Source organism: Shimia ponticola, from assembly GCF_007995215.1.
Classification (GTDB): domain Bacteria; phylum Pseudomonadota; class Alphaproteobacteria; order Rhodobacterales; family Rhodobacteraceae; genus Shimia_B; species Shimia_B ponticola.
Map to the genome: position 1 here is coordinate 281215 of NZ_VCDK01000006.1, position 16496 is coordinate 297710.

Annotated in this window: 17 protein-coding genes; 12 read left to right on the plus strand and 5 right to left on the minus strand. The window is 59.6% G+C overall.

The window, feature by feature from the left end:
* The gene (locus FE702_RS14895; RefSeq protein WP_147127117.1) at positions 1-1305 is read left to right on the plus strand and encodes an HlyD family type I secretion periplasmic adaptor subunit; all 1305 of its coding nucleotides are present in this window, start codon (positions 1-3) and stop codon (positions 1303-1305) included.
* Here the strand turns inward: FE702_RS14895 and FE702_RS14900 are convergent.
* Positions 1302-1961, minus strand: a complete 660-nt coding sequence (locus FE702_RS14900; RefSeq protein ID WP_147127118.1) for an SGNH/GDSL hydrolase family protein — start codon at positions 1959-1961, stop codon at positions 1302-1304. The two genes, FE702_RS14895 and FE702_RS14900, sit on opposite strands and share 4 nt — an antisense overlap.
* 162 nt (positions 1962-2123) lie before the next feature.
* On the opposite strand from FE702_RS14900, the gene FE702_RS14905 reads away from it, so the two are divergent.
* Positions 2124-3113 carry a type I glyceraldehyde-3-phosphate dehydrogenase gene (locus FE702_RS14905; protein ID WP_147127119.1) on the plus strand — a complete coding sequence of 330 codons (990 nt, stop codon included), beginning with the start codon at positions 2124-2126 and terminating at the stop codon, positions 3111-3113.
* A gap of 10 nt (positions 3114-3123) precedes the next feature.
* Here FE702_RS14905 and FE702_RS14910 read toward each other — a convergent pair whose 3' ends face one another.
* Positions 3124-3774 carry an extensin-like domain-containing protein gene (locus tag FE702_RS14910; RefSeq protein WP_186827109.1) on the minus strand — a complete coding sequence of 217 codons (651 nt, stop codon included), beginning with the start codon at positions 3772-3774 and terminating at the stop codon, positions 3124-3126.
* Positions 3775-3979: 205 nt separating this feature from the next.
* Here FE702_RS14910 and FE702_RS14915 point away from each other — a divergent pair, with 205 nt between their 5' ends.
* From FE702_RS14915 to FE702_RS14945, 7 genes are all read left to right on the plus strand, one after another.
* Entirely contained in the window at positions 3980-4753 is a 774-nt protein-coding gene (locus tag FE702_RS14915; RefSeq protein ID WP_147127121.1) for a TerC family protein, read from the plus strand.
* A gap of 73 nt (positions 4754-4826) precedes the next feature.
* Positions 4827-5900 carry a phenylalanine--tRNA ligase subunit alpha gene (gene pheS, locus FE702_RS14920; RefSeq protein ID WP_147127122.1) on the plus strand — a complete coding sequence of 358 codons (1074 nt, stop codon included), beginning with the start codon at positions 4827-4829 and terminating at the stop codon, positions 5898-5900.
* Between the two features lie 31 nt (positions 5901-5931).
* Positions 5932-6168 (plus strand): phenylalanyl-tRNA synthetase subunit beta, encoded by a 237-nt coding sequence (locus FE702_RS14925; protein ID WP_255449703.1) that lies wholly within the window; start codon positions 5932-5934, stop codon positions 6166-6168.
* Positions 6169-6353: 185 nt separating this feature from the next.
* Positions 6354-7022, plus strand: a complete 669-nt coding sequence (locus FE702_RS18955) for a methyl-accepting chemotaxis protein (protein WP_147127123.1) — start codon at positions 6354-6356, stop codon at positions 7020-7022.
* Positions 7023-7130: 108 nt separating this feature from the next.
* Complete coding sequence (pheT, locus tag FE702_RS14935; protein ID WP_147127124.1) at positions 7131-9524, plus strand: phenylalanine--tRNA ligase subunit beta; 2394 nt, start codon at positions 7131-7133, stop codon at positions 9522-9524.
* A 51-nt stretch (positions 9525-9575) separates the two neighbouring features.
* Positions 9576-10025 (plus strand): YtoQ family protein, encoded by a 450-nt coding sequence (locus tag FE702_RS14940; RefSeq protein ID WP_147127125.1) that lies wholly within the window; start codon positions 9576-9578, stop codon positions 10023-10025.
* A gap of 36 nt (positions 10026-10061) precedes the next feature.
* Positions 10062-11681 (plus strand): GMC family oxidoreductase, encoded by a 1620-nt coding sequence (locus tag FE702_RS14945; protein ID WP_147127126.1) that lies wholly within the window; start codon positions 10062-10064, stop codon positions 11679-11681.
* 165 nt (positions 11682-11846) lie between these two features.
* Here FE702_RS14945 and FE702_RS14950 read toward each other — a convergent pair whose 3' ends face one another.
* The gene (locus FE702_RS14950) at positions 11847-12545 is read right to left on the minus strand and encodes a glutathione S-transferase family protein (protein ID WP_147127127.1); all 699 of its coding nucleotides are present in this window, start codon (positions 12543-12545) and stop codon (positions 11847-11849) included.
* Between the two features lie 154 nt (positions 12546-12699).
* Here FE702_RS14950 and mscL point away from each other — a divergent pair, with 154 nt between their 5' ends.
* On the plus strand, positions 12700-13122 hold the full coding sequence (mscL, locus tag FE702_RS14955; protein WP_147127128.1) for a large conductance mechanosensitive channel protein MscL: 423 nt from the start codon (positions 12700-12702) through the stop codon (positions 13120-13122).
* A gap of 85 nt (positions 13123-13207) precedes the next feature.
* Positions 13208-13666, plus strand: a complete 459-nt coding sequence (locus FE702_RS14960; RefSeq protein WP_147127129.1) for an Lrp/AsnC family transcriptional regulator — start codon at positions 13208-13210, stop codon at positions 13664-13666.
* 5 nt (positions 13667-13671) lie between these two features.
* On the opposite strand, the gene FE702_RS14965 is transcribed toward FE702_RS14960, so the two are convergent.
* Both FE702_RS14965 and rpsU read right to left on the minus strand, forming a co-directional pair.
* Positions 13672-15246: a calcium-binding protein gene (locus FE702_RS14965; RefSeq protein WP_147127130.1), complete on the minus strand. Its 1575-nt coding sequence runs from the start codon at positions 15244-15246 to the stop codon at positions 13672-13674.
* Positions 15247-15463: 217 nt separating this feature from the next.
* The gene (gene rpsU / locus FE702_RS14970) at positions 15464-15670 is read right to left on the minus strand and encodes a 30S ribosomal protein S21 (protein ID WP_005614280.1); all 207 of its coding nucleotides are present in this window, start codon (positions 15668-15670) and stop codon (positions 15464-15466) included.
* Between the two features lie 122 nt (positions 15671-15792).
* Here rpsU and FE702_RS14975 point away from each other — a divergent pair, with 122 nt between their 5' ends.
* Positions 15793-16485: a COQ9 family protein gene (locus FE702_RS14975; protein ID WP_147127131.1), complete on the plus strand. Its 693-nt coding sequence runs from the start codon at positions 15793-15795 to the stop codon at positions 16483-16485.
* The last annotated feature ends 11 nt before the right edge of the window (positions 16486-16496 follow it).

Consider the following 16496-nt stretch of genomic DNA (forward strand, 5'->3'; position numbering starts at 1 on the left):
ATGGCACGCACGGATTTCAGACGGATCGCAGATGACATTCATGGCCGCCCCTCGCGGGCGGGGGTGCTGCTGCTGATCACGATCTTTGTGCTGATCCTGACCATCGGCATTTGGGCGCATCTGACCGAAATCGACGACGTCACCCGCGCAGATGCGCGTATTGTTCCCAGTCAGGAATTGCAGGTCGTACAAGCCGCTGAAAGCGGGACGATCACCGATATCCTTGTTTCAAGCGGTGATCTTGTCGAAGCCGGAGATATCCTTCTTAGGCTGGACCCGACGCTGCTTCGCGCGCAGTTGAACGAGGCCCGCACCGAAGCTGCGGCGCTGACGATCCGGCAAGAGCGGCTTTTGGCGCAGATAGAAGGGACGGAATACGTGCCGCCCACCGGCGGCGGCGACACCACCGACCTTTTGGCGGCGACCGAAGCGCAGCTCTTTTCAGCGCTCAAACGGCGTCTCGATGCCGAATTGCAGGTGCTGAGCACGCGGCGTGAAATGCGCCTGTCCGATATCGCATCGGCCGAGGCTACGCTGTCCACTGCAGAGCGGAATGAGGCTCTGTTGCTTGAGGAATTGGCGGTAGTCGAACCGTTGGTGAATGAACGGATTGAAAGCCCTCTGGCCCTGATTTCCCTCCGTCGCCAATTGGCCGAGCAAGCGGGCCGCAAACTTGAAGCGACGTCCGGCATTGCCGCAGCGCGCGCCTCGATGGCTGAGCTTGAAGATCAGGCTGAAGCGGCGCGCCAAGAGTATCTGTCGACAGCCCATCAGGAACTGACTGCGACACGCGCGGCGCTTCAGGCGTTGAACGCCCGTATTCCCGCACTGGAAGCGCGGGTGCAGCGCTCGGAAATTCGGGCGCCGACCAGAGGTGTCGTCAATCAGGTCTTGTTCGGGACGATTGGTGGTGTGGCCCAGCAAGGTCAGACCGTGGTCGAGATCGTGCCCTTGGGCGACACGTTGACCGCAGAGGCTTATGTCGCGCCCGAGGACATCGCCTTTATTCGTCCTGACCAACCCGTCAAGGTGCGGCTGACGGCCTATGATGCATCCCGCTACGGCGCTCTGGACGGTGAGGTGATCCGCATCGGCGCGGATACGGTCACGGCACCCGACGGGGAAAGCCGCGTTTTCATCGTGGATATCCGGATTTTGAACCGGCTGACCGATGCCGTGGGCGAAGATCTTGAGATTATCCCCGGCATGGTTGCTCAGGTGGACATGTTGTCAGAGCCCAAGACCGTTCTTGCCTACCTGACCCAGCCTGTCATCCGCGTCAAAGATCAGGCGTTCCGCGATTAGCGCTCTGCCGCGCGGATCGTGGCGGCGATTAATTCGGCAATGCGGGCGCTGGCCTGTGGCCCCGGATGCACCCGATCAGAATCGTAATCCTTTGGGTTATCAGGGTTCATGACATCACCCATGTCCACGACAAAGAGACCATCGGTCTGGTTCGCGGCGCGTGTAATCCGCGTCGCAAGCTCGTTGAAAGCGGGCGTGCATGCTGAAAATGGCCCGCCACCCCGCGGCGCGTCATAATAAATGGCATAGATGACGCGCGCTCCTGCGCTGCGCGCCTTGCGAATAATGTCCATGATTTCGCCGCGCCGCGCATCCGCCGAGATCAAATCCTCAAGCGTGGTCGCGCAGGCCGTGCACCCACATTCCGAGCCAAGGTCATTCGCGCCGCCTGTCATGACGATCCAGTCACGCCCCGCCGGGTCTGCCTGTCCTTGAACATCGGCGCGCAAGAGACGTGTCAAAAAGCCTGCGGCCGTCACGCGCGCGCCGGAGATCGAGTTGTCGTCAACTTCGGTGCCCAAGGCCGACTGCAAACGCAGCGCCATCAGCCCGCCATTCCAGGCAAAGGTGCTGTCTCCAATCACCTGGATGCGTGCGTCATGTGCTTGAACAGACGTTCCTACAAAGAGACACAAGATAAACAGTAACAGGCGCATGGTCGGTGATGTCCTTAGGCGTTTTGAGACTATGGCAGCCTATGGATTGCGTGGAAACTGGCAAATCTGACCTCCGAAAATTGTATCAAAGTAGCGCCGCAGCCTTGATGTGCGCGCTTTGCGAGATAGGCCTACCGGCAACGGAGTGAGGAAAAAGAACCTATGCGCATTGCAATCAACGGTTTGGGTCGCATCGGTCGCAGCGTGCTGCGGGCGCTGATCGCGCGCGGCTTTGACGGCTTCGACGTGGTTGCGCTGAATGATCCGGCGGACCCTGAAAACCTCGCTTACCTTCTGGAATATGACAGCACCTTTGGGCCGCTGGGCGTGCCCGTCCGCTATGCTGATGGCCAGTTAAAGATCGGGTCGCACGTCATTCCTCTGACCCAAGAGGCCGGTACCGGTTTGGACCCACGCGCGGCCGACATCACACTGGATTGCTCTGGTCAGTTCAAGACATTCGAAGCTGCAGAGGCATGGCGACACGCAAATGTCGGGCCGGTCCTGATTTCAGGGCCTTTGGAAGGGAGCGGCCCTGTCATCGTGCTTGGCTCGAACGAAGACGCGCTTGGCCAAGCGGACCTCGTGTCGATGGGATCCTGTACAACGAATGCCACGGCGGTCCTGCTCAGCATGTTCGAGCGCGTTGTCGGCATCGAAACCGGCCATTTCACCACGATCCATTGTTACACGAACAGCCAACCAACCATTGACCGCCCGGGTGCCAAATGGGAGCGCGGGCGCGCTGCTGCGCTATCGATGGTTCCGACCTCTACCTCGGCGACCGAGGCGTTGGGGCAGGTTTTGCCGGGGCTCGCGGAACGCATGACGGGCGCGTCTATCCGCGTTCCGACAGCCAGCGTTTCGGCGATTGATCTGGTGTTTCAGCCCAAGACAGCAGTGACCGAGGCAGATGTGGTACGGCTTGTGAAGGCCGCCGCCGAGACCGGGCCCGCCATTGGCTGGACAGATCAGCCGCTGGTGTCCTCGGATGTCCGCGCGCGCCCTGAGACGTCTATCGTCGCCTTGCCGGAAATCCGGGTGAATGCAGCGGGCTGGGTGCGGGTGCTGGCGTGGTATGACAACGAATGGGGTTTTGCCTGCCGGATGCTGGATGTCAGCCGTATGATGGTTGCCCGCTCCGCAAACTAGAGCGCCGGGCCTATCTGCAATACCCGCCGGGTCCATAGGCGCGTGCGGCGTCGAAATGGAAATGGTCAAGGTGATAGCGATCACCCTCGGGTCCGATGGCGGTGTGCCAAATACGGCACGACGCGCGGAAGAGAGCCTGCATCATCCGACCGCCTTCTCCGCGCCAGTTGTCGAGCACGCTCAGACGTTTGCCACTGGCGAAGGTGAACGCCTTGATGTCTATGGCGGTGCCCTTGGCGTGTTCGGACAGGCGCGCACCCTTTTTGTGATTGCGTGTCCGGCAGGAATAATCGGCAGCCACATGGGCCGTGACGATGGCGTCGCCGCGGCTGATGGCTTCGGGCTGAATATGGTTTCGTGCCCAGCTATTGGTGATGCGCGCCGTGCGGCATTGCATCCGTGCAGGCGGGCTAAGCTCGATACCCGAAACGGCGTAAACGCGAACGGCGTCGTTAAATCCACAGCCGGGATTGGGCGAGGCCTGTCCAACATCGGGGATGCGTTTCCCGAGAATGCTGTCGCTTCCGCAAATCGGCACAACGTCAGAGGCAAAGCCAAATTGCGCACGCACGGCGTCGACCGTGACGGTGTCTTCCCGCTCTTTGCGTCCGCAGCTGGCAAGGACCGCAATGACGAGACCCAGCAAGATAATCCGTTGCACTGACCTGCCTCCGATTGCTTTTGTGGGTGTCTATCAAGGTTAATGGCGCTTGGGTAAAGCCGGCTGGGCATTTGTGAGCGCGCTCTGGCGGAAACCTGCGCGCCAATTAGAGATGACCATGCTTTCCGGGCTTTTGCGCTGATAGGCGCTGGACTAGGCTTTGCTCAAATGACGCAATTTGCGGTCGCTAGAAGGGTGATTAAGTATGCTAGAGCTTTTGACCGACCCCAATGCCTGGGCCGCGTTTCTGGCGCTCGTCACGCTTGAGATCGTGCTGGGGATCGACAACCTGATCTTCATTTCCATCGTTGCCGCCAAGGTGCCGGAGCACCAGCAGGACCTGACCCGCAAGATCGGGATCGGTCTCGCGCTTGTGCTGCGATTGGCGATGTTGGCAGGGATTGCGTGGATCGTCGGGCTGACCGCCCCGGTCATCGATCTGGGTATCACAGGCCCACCCGGTGACCATGGCGAACCCACGTTTGAGACGCAGTTTTCTTGGCGCGACATCATCCTGATCGTGGGCGGTCTGTTTCTGACCTACAAGGCGGTCAAGGAGATCCGGCACAAGCTGGAACCCGAGGAAGAAGGGGCCAATGGTGTTTCAACGGTTGCGGAGGCCACCTTTGCTGGGGCGGTGGTGCAGATCGTGCTTCTGGACCTCGTGTTCTCGATTGACTCGATCCTGACCGCAGTCGGGATGACGGATGAGCTGCCGATCATGGTTGCCGCTGTCGTGATCGCTGTCACGATGATGCTGATCGCGGCGGGGCCGGTTATGCGGTTTGTTCAGGCCAATCCATCGGTTGTGATGCTGGCCCTAGCGTTCTTGCTGATGATTGGAATGGTCCTGATTGCCGACGGCTTTGGACGGCATGTGCCAAAGGGATATATCTATTCTGCCATGGCCTTTGCCGCTTTGGTCGAGGCGTTGAACATGGCCGCGCGCAAGCGCAGACGGCGCAAACAGGCTGCCTGACCGGCTTGCTACCTGTCGAGCATCGCGGTATCGCGACACCCGATCAATGAGCCCGGCCCAAGGAGATGCGTCAATGGACGATCTGCGCGAGAAGTATCTGACCCTGATCAAGGATGTGGCTGACGAGGCTGCGCTTGAGGACCTGCGTGTGCAGGCCGTGGGTAAAAAGGGCGAAATCAGCCTCAAGATGCGTGAACTGGGCAAGATGACCCCGGAAGAACGGCAGGTTGCGGGCCCGGCGCTGAACGCGCTGAAGAATGAAATCAACTCGGCACTTGCAGCGCGCAAGGCGGCGATGGCCGATGCCGCGCTTGAGGAACGTCTTGCGACCGAGTGGCTGGATGTGACGCTGCCATCGCGTGGTCGCCCGGCGGGATCGATCCATCCAATCAGCCAGGTGACCGAAGAAATCACGGCGATCTTTGCCGATATGGGGTTTTCCGTGGCCGAAGGGCCGCGCGTCGAGACCGATTGGTACGTCTTTGACGCGTTGAACATCCCCGGCCACCACCCGGCGCGCGCCGAGATGGACACGTTCTACATGAAGACCAAGGACGAGGCGGGCAATCCCCACGTTCTGCGAACGCACACCAGCCCTGTGCAAATCCGGTCCATGGAGAAGATGGGCGCGCCGCTGCGCGTGATCTGTCCGGGCGGTGTGTACCGCGCGGATTATGACCAGACCCACACGCCGATGTTCCATCAGGTCGAAGGCCTGGCCATCGACACCGACATCTCCATGGCGAACCTGAAATGGGTGCTGGAGGAATTCTGCCGCGCGTTCTTCGAGGTTGAAGGCGGCGTAGAGCTTCGCTTCCGCGCGTCACACTTCCCCTTCACCGAACCCAGCGCCGAGGTCGACATCCGCTGTTCCTGGGAAGGCGGCACGCTGAAGATCGGTGAAGGTGACGATTGGCTCGAAATTCTTGGCTCCGGCATGGTGCACCCAAAAGTGCTGCAAGCGGGCGGGATCGATCCGGCAGTGTACCAAGGCTTCGCGTTTGGTATGGGAATCGACCGGATCGCGATGCTGAAATACGGCATCCCCGATTTGCGCGCGTTCTTCGATAGCGACCTGCGTTGGCTGCGCCACTACGGGTTTGCATCGCTGGATCAGCCAAACTTGCATGGTGGGTTGAGCCGCTAGGCAATCCGGTCCGATGACCTAGGTCATGGGCATGGCGCATAAAACATACTGGTATCAAAAGGTGTGGCCTTGGCTTGGGCCATTGTTGATCATGTTCGTGGTTGGCGGGCATGTGGCGCTTTGGCTGTCGGATACACCGCGCGATGTGGCTTTGCGCCTGACGTTGATCAATGCGGCGGGGTGGGCAGTGATCCTATTGCCAGCCTATGGCGTGTCGCGATGGTTAAAGGCACGCGAAGCTGCGCCAACGACCAAGAGGCGCGATTAACCGGGGCTTAAGGCCGCGTGCATAATTATCATGCCGACCCTATGGCGCATGAGGTTGGTCGGTGAACAGACAGCATTTTTGGGATGAGCCAACCCAACCGCTAGTCCCATTCGGGGTCGGCGGTGGGCACGTAGGACATCCAGGAACATCGGTGGCGGTCTGGCCCAAGGCACGGGTTCCCGCCAATGACTGAAGCCCGCCCAGCAGACGTCGTTGCATTGCTGACAACCCTGCGCGCGGCACAAGGTTTTGCGTTGAATGTAGGCGCGATCGTGATCGAGGTGGCAACCGCACCCGAGGACGAGCGGCGCAGTTTGCACAAACTGGTTCAGACCTTTTGCGCGCAATTCGATGGCGCTGTCACTGCGATCCTTGCAAACCCACTCATGAAATGCGGCGATGAACGGATGGGGCCTTGGCGCGCAGATTTGGACAGCGTGAGCGCGGCATTTGCGTCAATACCTCAACCCGACGAGGTCATCGATATGACGCCCGAGATGGCCGCCGGGATCACCCGCTGCGTGCGGGTCCGCGGTGTGCCAGCCATCCTGGACATGACTGCTTGGGTGCGCGGGTTCCAGAAAGAAGCAGAGGCCGCCAAGAAAGCGTTGAACAGGGAACGCATGGCCGCTTTGGATTCAATGTTTTCTGAGGTCGAACAGATTGGCCGCATGATCCATCTGATCTCGCTCAATGCCTCGGTTGAGGCAGCGCGCGCCGGGGGAGAAAGCGGACGCAGTTTCAAGGTCATCGCAGATGAAATCCGCAGTCTGGCACAGCAATCGGCGACCTTGATCGACACCACACGCGCCTCCGTTCGAGGGGACGGTGCAGGTGGGCTGGACGCGATCTAGGACTGGGCGACGATGGCCGCTGGAACTTGGTCCATGCGTCGGTTATGTGGTCCAGCAAACTAGGGCGCGCGCGCGTCCCAAGCTGACCCCCGCTGACGAGGCCCCGTGATGAAATTCACCATGTCCTGGTTGAAAGACCATCTGGAAACGACCGCAACGCTGGACGAGATCACCTATGCCCTGACCGATCTGGGCCTAGAGGTTGAAGGCGTCGAAGACCGGGGCGCGCGGCTCAAGGATTTTACCATCGGCAAGGTGAAAGAGGCCGAGAAGCACCCTGACGCTGACAAGCTGAAGGTGTGTCAGGTCGAGACCGCCGATGGCATGACACAGATCATATGTGGCGCCCCAAATGCCCGGGCAGGGATCACCGTCGTCATCGCCAAGCCAGGGGTTTACGTACCGGGCATCGACACAACGATTGGCGTCGGCAAGATTCGCGGCATCGAAAGCTACGGCATGATGTGCTCCGAGCGCGAGATGGAGCTGTCAGACGAACACGACGGCATCATTGAGCTGCCTTCGGGCGAGGTCGGTGACAGCTTTGTCGATTGGCTGGAGCAAAACGACCCGGCCAAGGTTGATCCGGTGATCGAAATTGCCATCACGCCAAACCGCCCCGACGCGCTGGGTGTGCGCGGCATTGCGCGCGATCTGGCGGCACGCGGTCTGGGCACGATGAAGGCCCGTGATACCGACCCGGTGCCGGGCACTTTCCCTTGCCCGGTCAGCGTGACGATCGATGAGGATACGCTGGATGTGTGTCCGGTCTTTTACGGCCGGATGATCAAAGGTGTGAAAAACGGCCCGTCGCCGGACTGGCTTCAAACGGCATTGCGTGCGATTGGCCTGCGCCCGATCAGCTTCCTCGTCGATGTGACGAACTTCTTCACCTACGACCGTAACCGCCCGCTCCACGTCTTTGACGCGGATAAGGTCGCTGGCAGTGCCCTGCGCGTGCATCGCGCCAAGGGGGGCGAGACGATCACGGGGCTGGATGAAAAGGAATACACCTTTGAACCCGGCATGGTCGTGATCAGCGATGACAACGGACCCGAAAGCATCGGCGGCGTCATGGGTGGTCTGCACTCTGGCTGCACAGAAGAGACGACCAATGTCTTCATCGAAGCGGCTTATTTTGACACGGTGCGTACCGCCTATACGGGCCGCGCACTCAAGATCAATTCCGACGCGCGTTATCGGTTTGAACGTGGGATTGACCCCGAATGGACGCCGATTGGCTTGGAACACGCCACGCGGATGATCATGGATCATGCGGGCGGAGAGGCTTCGGATGTCGTCGTGGCCGGGACCATCCCGGATACCTCGCGCGCGTATCGCTTGGACACGGACCGCGTTCAGAGCCTCGTTGGGATGGAGATTCCAGCCGACGTGCAGCGCAAGACGCTGACCGACCTTGGCTTTGTCATGGAAGGCGACATGGCGCATGTGCCGTCTTGGCGGCCTGATGTGCTGGGCGAGGCCGATTTGGTTGAGGAAGTGGCGCGTATGGCGTCCCTGACCAAGCTTGAGGGTAAACCCCTGCCGCGCCCAACAGGCGTGCCGAAAGCCATCCTGACACCCGCCCAAAAACGCGAACAGATCGCACGGCGGACTGCTGCTGCCTTGGGCTACAACGAATGTGTCACCTACACGTTCATTGATCAGGCATCGGCACAGCTTTTTGGGGGTGGGACCGAAGACACTGAGTTGGAGAATCCGATTTCATCGGACATGAGCCACATGCGTCCAGCATTGTTGCCCGGCTTGCTGCAGGCCGCAGCGCGCAATCAGGCACGCGGGTTCGCGGATGTTGCCCTGTTTGAAGTTGGGCCAGCATTTACAGGTGGCAATCCGGGCCAGCAGGAAACACAAGTGACGGGTCTGCTGATCGGCCACACCGGGCCCAAGGATGTGCATGGCGCACGCCGCGCCGTGGATGTCTACGACGCCAAGGCCGATGCCGAGGCCGTGCTGGCGGCACTTGGCGCGCCTGCCAAGGTTCAAATCAGGCGGGATGCCGATGCGACATGGCACCCGGGCCGTTCGGGCGTGATGGCGCTGGGCAAGAATGCCTTGTGCGTGTTCGGCGAAATCCACCCCAAGATCCTGAGCGCCATGGACGTGAAAGGGCCGGCAGTTGGTTTCACCATCTGGCCCGACGCGATCCCGGCCAAACGTTCCAAAGGCACAGCACGGCCTGCGCTGAAGCTGAGCGATCTGCAAGCGGTTGAGCGTGACTTTGCCTTTGTGGTGGATGCCAAGGTCGAGGCGCTGACACTGGTCAACGCGGCGGCCGGCGCAGACAAAGCTCTGATTGAGGATGTGCGCGTCTTTGACGAGTTCATCGGTGGCGCGCTGGGCGAGGATAAGAAATCCATCGCCGTCACCGTGCGCCTGCAGCCCAAGGACGCCACGCTGAAGGATGCCGATATCGAAGCCGTGAGTGCCAAGATCGTCGACAAGGTGACCAAAGCTACAGGCGGTACACTGCGCGGGTAGGGTGGCGGTGCGCACAGCGCACCCTACCTCCCTCTCAAAAGGAGAAGACCCATGCACCTAAGCGTATACCTCAGCGGCGAAATTCATACGGACTGGCGGGACCAAATCATCGAGGGGTCCACTAGGCTGAACGTGTCATTCAGCGCGCCGGTGACAGATCACGCTGCAAGCGATGATTGCGGTGTGGCGATCATGGGCGCGGAGGAGCAGAAGTTCTGGCACGACCACAAAGGTGCAAAGCTGAATGCCATGCGCACCCGCAAGGGGATCGAAGAGGCGGATATCGTCGTCGTGCGCTTTGGCGACAAGTACAAGCAGTGGAATGCCGCCTTTGATGCGGGCTATGCATCGGCGCTGGGCAAATCGATCATCGTCATGCACGGCGCTGATCATCAGCATGCCTTGAAAGAGGTTGATGCCGCTGCGCTCGCGGTTTGCGAGACGCCAGAGCAGGTGGTCCAAATGCTACGTTACGTTTTGACTGGCGAACTGCCCGGTTAGCTTGTCTGAGCGGCGCGGGCGGATACGCTCGCGTCCATGGAATTTGATTACATCATCGTTGGTGGCGGCAGTGCGGGGTCCGTGCTGGCGTCTCGTTTGTCCGAAGACGCGGATGCCACCGTCTGCCTCATCGAAGCAGGAGGTAACGGGCGTGACATCTTTGTGCGTGCCCCTGCATTGGTCGCGGCGATGGTGTCCGGACGCCCAAAGATCAACAATTGGGCCTTCAAATCGGCACCGATGGCCGAATTGGACGGGCGCACCGGCTTTCATCCGCGCGGCAAGGGGCTTGGCGGGTCGAGTGCCATCAACGCAATGCTCTATATCCGTGGGCATCGCAAAGACTATGACGAATGGGCCGACTTGGGCTGTGACGGTTGGGACTGGGACAGCGTGCTGCCCTACTTTCGCAAGTCAGAGGCCAACACACGCGGAGCCGATGACCTCCATGGCGCAGACGGTCCGCTCAGCGTGCGGGATCAGGCCGAGCCGCGCGCGATATCACACGCGTACCTGCAAGCTGCAGAACAGGCGCAGGTGCTACTGACACAGGATTTCAACGGACCAAGCCAAGAAGGGGCTGGTCTTTATCAAGTCACTCAATTCGCCGATGGCGCGCGTGCTGGCGAAAGGTGTTCTGCAGCTGCCGCATATCTGCCCGCATCCGTCCGGCAACGGTCCAATCTGACGATCTTGACCCGTGCAACGGCGCAAAAAGTGCTCTTTGACGGAACCCAAGCGACGGGTCTGCGCGCGCGGCACAAGGGCAAAGTGATCGATATCCACGCGCGGCGCGAGGTTGTGCTATGCGCCGGGGCGTTTGGGTCGCCGCAACTGCTCATGCTGTCTGGCGTAGGGCCGAGGGATGAGCTGGCCGCCCATGGTATTGACGTCGTTCACGAGGCTGATGGCGTTGGCCGCAATTTGCAGGATCACTTGGATTACATCCTGTCCTACCGCTCCAAACGGCGGGATGTCGTTGGGCTTGGGCCGCGGGGGCTGTTGGATCTGGGTCGAGCGGGCTTGCGCTGGATGAAGGATGGCGGCGGGCTCTTTGCGTCGCCCATGGCCGAAGGTGGGGCGTTCCTCAGATCGGAGCCAGGGTTGGATCGGCCTGATCTACAGCTGCATTTCGTGGTTGGGATCGTCGATAATCACCTGCGCACGCTGCACTTTCAATACGGGTTTTCCTGCCATGTCTGCGTGCTCAGACCGTTCAGTCGGGGACGGGTCGGATTGCAGTCTGCGCGCCCGGGCGCACCGCCGCGCATCGACAACGGGTTCCTGACCGATCCACGCGACATGGCTTTGATGAAAACTGGTGCGCGGAAAATGGAACAGATCATGCAAGCGCCTGCGCTTGAGCCGTGGCGCGGCAAACAGCTTTATGCCCATGATGGCAGTGATGCCGCGCTTGAGGCGGATATTCGGGCGCGGGCGGATACGATTTACCACCCAGTCGGCACCTGCCGCATGGGCAGTGACACAGACGCCGTCGTGGACACGGCCGGGCGCGTGAATGGCCTCGGCAAGCTACGCGTCGTCGATGCGTCGATCATGCCACGGTTGGTTGGCGGGAACACAAATGCGCCGACAATCATGATGGCAGAGAAGATTGCGGATGGGATGCGCGCCGGAGCCTCGGCCACGGCTTGAGTCGGGGCCTCAATGGCTTGGCGTTGCGCGTTTGAAGTCGAGGTCCCGGGTCAGGCCCGGGACGTTGGGTGCTTGCCGTTGACGCAGTCCCGGACTTGATCCGGGACCCCCTGCCTGAGGGTAGAGGCCCCGGATCAGAGTCCGGGGCTGCGGTGTATCTGGTGACTAGTCCCGGGCCGGTATTGTCAGACCTCTTTGAACGGCAGGGCGGTCCAGGAAGCGGTCGAGGTAGGTGGTGACGTTTGTGAAATCATCCCAACCCACCAGATCCTTGGCTTCGTAAAAATCCAAAGCGCGGAGCCACGGCGCGATGGCGATGTCGGCGACGGAATAGTCGTCAGCCACCCATGCGCGCCCGTCCAAATGCCCATCCAGAACGCCAAGCAGGCGTTTGGCCTCACTGATATACCTGTCCCGTGGACGTGGATCTTCGATCTCTGATCCCGCGAATTTCACGAAGAATCCCATTTGCCCGAACATTGGGCCAAGACCGCCCATTTGCCACATCAGCCACTGCGTGACCTTGGCGCGCTCGGCGGCACCTTTGCCGGCGAGTTGCCCCGTCTTGTCTGCGAGGTAGAGCAGGATCGCCCCGGATTCGAACAAGCCAATCGGTGCTCCTCCCGGGCCGTTTGGGTCAATGATCGCCGGGATCTTGTTATTGGGGTTCAATGACAGAAACGCGTCGCTCTTCACGTCTGCATCGGCCAGCGTGACCTTGTGGGGCTCGTAGGGCAAACCAAGCTCTTCAAGCGCAATTGAAGCTTTGACGCCGTTTGGTGTCGGGAACGAATACAATTGAATGACGGACGGGTCCTGTGCGGGCCAGCGTTGCGTGATCGGGAATTCTGATAGATCGGTCATTTATGGGGACCCTCGTTGTTTCATTCCCCATGATGTAAGCGAATGTGAGCGCTAAAAAAGCGTCAGAAATGTGCGATAGGGCAGGTCCGGGTGCGCGTCAGCGCCCTGATCGAAAAAGCCTTGCGCATTTTCATAAAGGGAACTGGGGATAACAATGATCCAAGAATTCAAAGACTTCATCGCCAAGGGCAACGTCATGGACATGGCCGTTGGTATCATCATCGGTGCTGCGTTCACCGCCATTGTTGGCAGCCTTGTGGCCGACCTGATCAATCCGATCATCAGCCTTTTCCTGGGCGGGATTGATTTCTCTGGCCTCTACGTCCTGTTGGGCGACGGCGAGTTCGCAAATATCGGTGCCGCAGAAGAAGCAGGCGCAGCCGTCTTTGCCTATGGCCGCTTCATCATGGCGATCATCAACTTCCTGATCATTGCCTTCGTGGTGTTCCTGCTGGTCAAGGCCGTGAACAGCGCCAAGAAGAAGGAAGAGGCAAAAGAAGAGGCTCCCGCAGAGCCCGCCGGTCCAACAGAGATCGAACTGCTTCAGGAAATCCGCGACGCGCTTGCCAAGCAGTAAGCCAGACGCAGGCTAAAATCGGCCCAACCGGACACGTGTTTGGTTGGGCTTTTTGCTGCGCGGTGGATGGGGTATGGCGTCTGCCATGGAATTAGATCCCACCGACCGAAGCATTCTAAGCGTCCTGCAACAGCAGGGACGTATTTCAAACGCGGACCTCGCGGAGCGCGTGAACCTTGCGCCGTCATCGTGCCACCGTCGCGTGCAGCGGCTTGAGGCCGAGGGTTACATCCGCGACTACGTGGCGCTGGTTGAACCGCGCAAGGTGGATCGGTCTACCACCGTCTATGTCGAAATCACGCTCAGCGGTCAGACCGATGATGTGTTAGAGGCGTTTGAAGCCGCCGTCTCCAAGGTGCCCAACGTGTTGGAATGTCATCTGATGGCAGGCGCAGCCGACTACCTGCTCAAGGTTGTGGCCGCGGACACCGACGATTTCGCCCGTATCCATCGCAAGCATCTGGCATCGCTGCCCGGTGTGCAGGGCATGCAATCCAGCTTTGCCCTGCGCAAGGTCGTACAGACAACCGCTTTGCCCCTGTGAAGGGACTAGACGGCTGCGTAGGCTTGTTCCAACTGGCTGATTGGCAGGATGCGGATATCCTCAACCGCGACGTCGGTTGGTTCTGTGTCTTCTAGCAGCACGACGTCCTGCCCTTTCAAGCGGACAGTGGTGTCACCGGTCTCGGGATCAAACACCAAGTCGATGTCATCAAGCGCTGGTGCGGTCGCGGAGTCTCCGCCGGTTTCCTCGTCTGTCGGTATCATATCGGCATCCGCGAAATAGATCGTCAGCACATCTTCCGAGCCGTTGAAATCGGCAATCGTCGGAATGTCAGACAGCACAGTCGAAGTCGAAAATGAGTCCGCGCCTTCGCCGCCGACCCCCCGATCTGCAGCCCCAAGGTGCAGTAGATCATCGCCTTCGCCACCAAACATGACATCGGCATCTGCGGCGTTGCCGCTCACAGCCATGCCGTTCTCGTCAACGCCGTAGGTTCCGATCAATAGATCATTGCCAAGGTCGCCGAACATGACGTCATTGCCTTGCTGGCCGATCAAGACGTCATTGTCTGCGCCGCCAAACATCACGTCGTTGTCACGTCCCCCCAAAAGCTCATCCTCGCCAAAACCGCCTTGAAGGATATCGATCCCAGCGCCGCCGCGAATGATGTCGTCGCCAAGCCCACCGCGCACGGTATCGCCGCCCTTGGCAGCGCCGATCACATCGTCGCCAGCTCCGCCTTGAATGTCATCGTTTCCGGATCCCGTGAATAGGCGGTCATCGCCCGCGCCGCCGTTCACGCTGTCATTGAATTGACCGGTGACAATCAGATCATCTCCATTGCGTCCAAAGACGGTAATTGTGTCCTCGGTTGCAAAGATCCGATCATCGCCACCGCCGCCTGAGATACCTGTGCCGCCATCACTCGGGCCGCCTTCGGCGACGATCAGGTCATCGCCGGAACCGCCGCGAATGGAGGCTCCAAGCCCAAAGCTACGAATTTCGTCATTGCCGTTTTCACCAAACAGGCTCTGGTCATCTCCAGATCCAGCCAAAAAATCGTCGCCGTCCCCACCGGCAAGCAGCGATCCCCTGCCCGTGGCCTCAATCGTATCGGCGCCTGCTCCGCCGTCGATTTCGGCTCGATCCCCTGTGGCCTGAATGTTGTCCTTGCCTGCGCCGCCGAAGACCTCTTGAAAAATACCAGCGCTGACAATGGTATCGTTCCCGGCCTCGCCAAACAGTTCTGCGCCGGACCCAAAAGCGGTCAGGCTATCGGCACCATCGCCTCCACGCAGTTTGTCAAGTGCCCCACTGGAATATAGGTCGTCGTTTCCATTGCGCCCATGCAGGTTGTTTTTAATCCCGCCGATGTCTTCGAGCGTATCATCGCCCGAATTCCCCCAGAGAATGTCGGTTCCGGCCCCGCCAAACAGGGTGTCATCACCATCCCCACCCCGCAGCACGTCATCACCTGCCTGACCGGCGATAATGTCGTTTCCGCGTTTTCCGTTGATTTCGTCTTCTAATTCGCTGCCGATCAGGACGTCGTCTTCGTCAGTTCCTGAAAAGTTTCCGGCAACAAACACGCCGCCAAGCAGCATCAATAGTTCCAACATACACACGTCCCCCCAGACGCATTCGGTCCACCACCGAAATCGATAAAACTCTGATCAACATAGCATTTTCAAATCGGGCGAAGTCAATCCAACTTTTGCAAACCCTATTTGCAAAAAGATCACCGTATTTAATCTGGCCGTCTTTAATTCGGACGAATGGCACAAAAAAACCCGCTGCCGAAGCAACGGGTTTCTATTCATGCCATGCAATGGCTGCTTAGAGCAGACCTTCGCGCTGGGCTTTTTTGCGTGCCAGCTTGCGGGCGCGGCGGATTGCTTCGGCCTTTTCACGGGCTTTCTTTTCCGACGGCTTCTCGAAATGTTGCTTGAGCTTCATTTCGCGGAAGACACCTTCGCGCTGCAGCTTTTTCTTCAGAGCCCGGAGGGCCTGATCGACGTTATTGTCGCGAACACTTACCTGCATGTGGTTTTCACCACCTTTCTAATCTGATTGCGTTAAGTCGCAGGAGGTGGCCACTTAGCAGAGGTCTGCTATGTTGTCCAGCGACCGCACGTCTGCAAACGCCTGTAACGCAAGGACCCGCCATGCAAACGCCTGATGATACCGTCAAGTCGCAACTTCTGGATGCCGCGCTGGTGCATGTCGCATTTGATGGTTGGTCAGAAGAGACGTTTCGCGCGGCGATTCGAGATAGCGAGGTCGACCCTGCAGCAGCGCGGATGGCCTGTCCCAAGGGCGCACTTGATCTGGCGATCGCCTTTCACGAAGCCGGGGATGCGGCCATGGTAAAGGCGCTGAAAGATCGGGACATGGCGGATATGCGGTTCCGAGACAAAATCGCGCTCGCCGTGCGTCTTCGACTGGAATTGATTGAGGATAAAGAGGCTGTGCGCCGCGGCACCACTCTTTTTGCACTGCCCCATAATGCGGCAGAGGGTGCCAAGCTGATTTGGGGGACTGCTGACTCGATCTGGGCCGCACTCGGCGACAGTTCTGTTGACGTCAACTGGTATACCAAACGCGCCACGCTTTCGGCGGTGTATTCATCGACGGTGCTCTATTGGCTGGGCGATGACAGCATGGATCACGAAGCGACCTGGGCGTTTCTCGACCGTCGCATTGAAAACGTCATGCAATTCGAAAAGCTCAAGGCGCAGGTAAATGGCAATCCGGTGCTCAGCCGATTGATGACCGGACCCAATTGGGTGCTGAGCCGGATCAAAGCGCCGTCCGAAAACCGTGGCATGGGATTGCCGGGAAGCTTCGGCAACCGCTAGGCCAGCGCGTC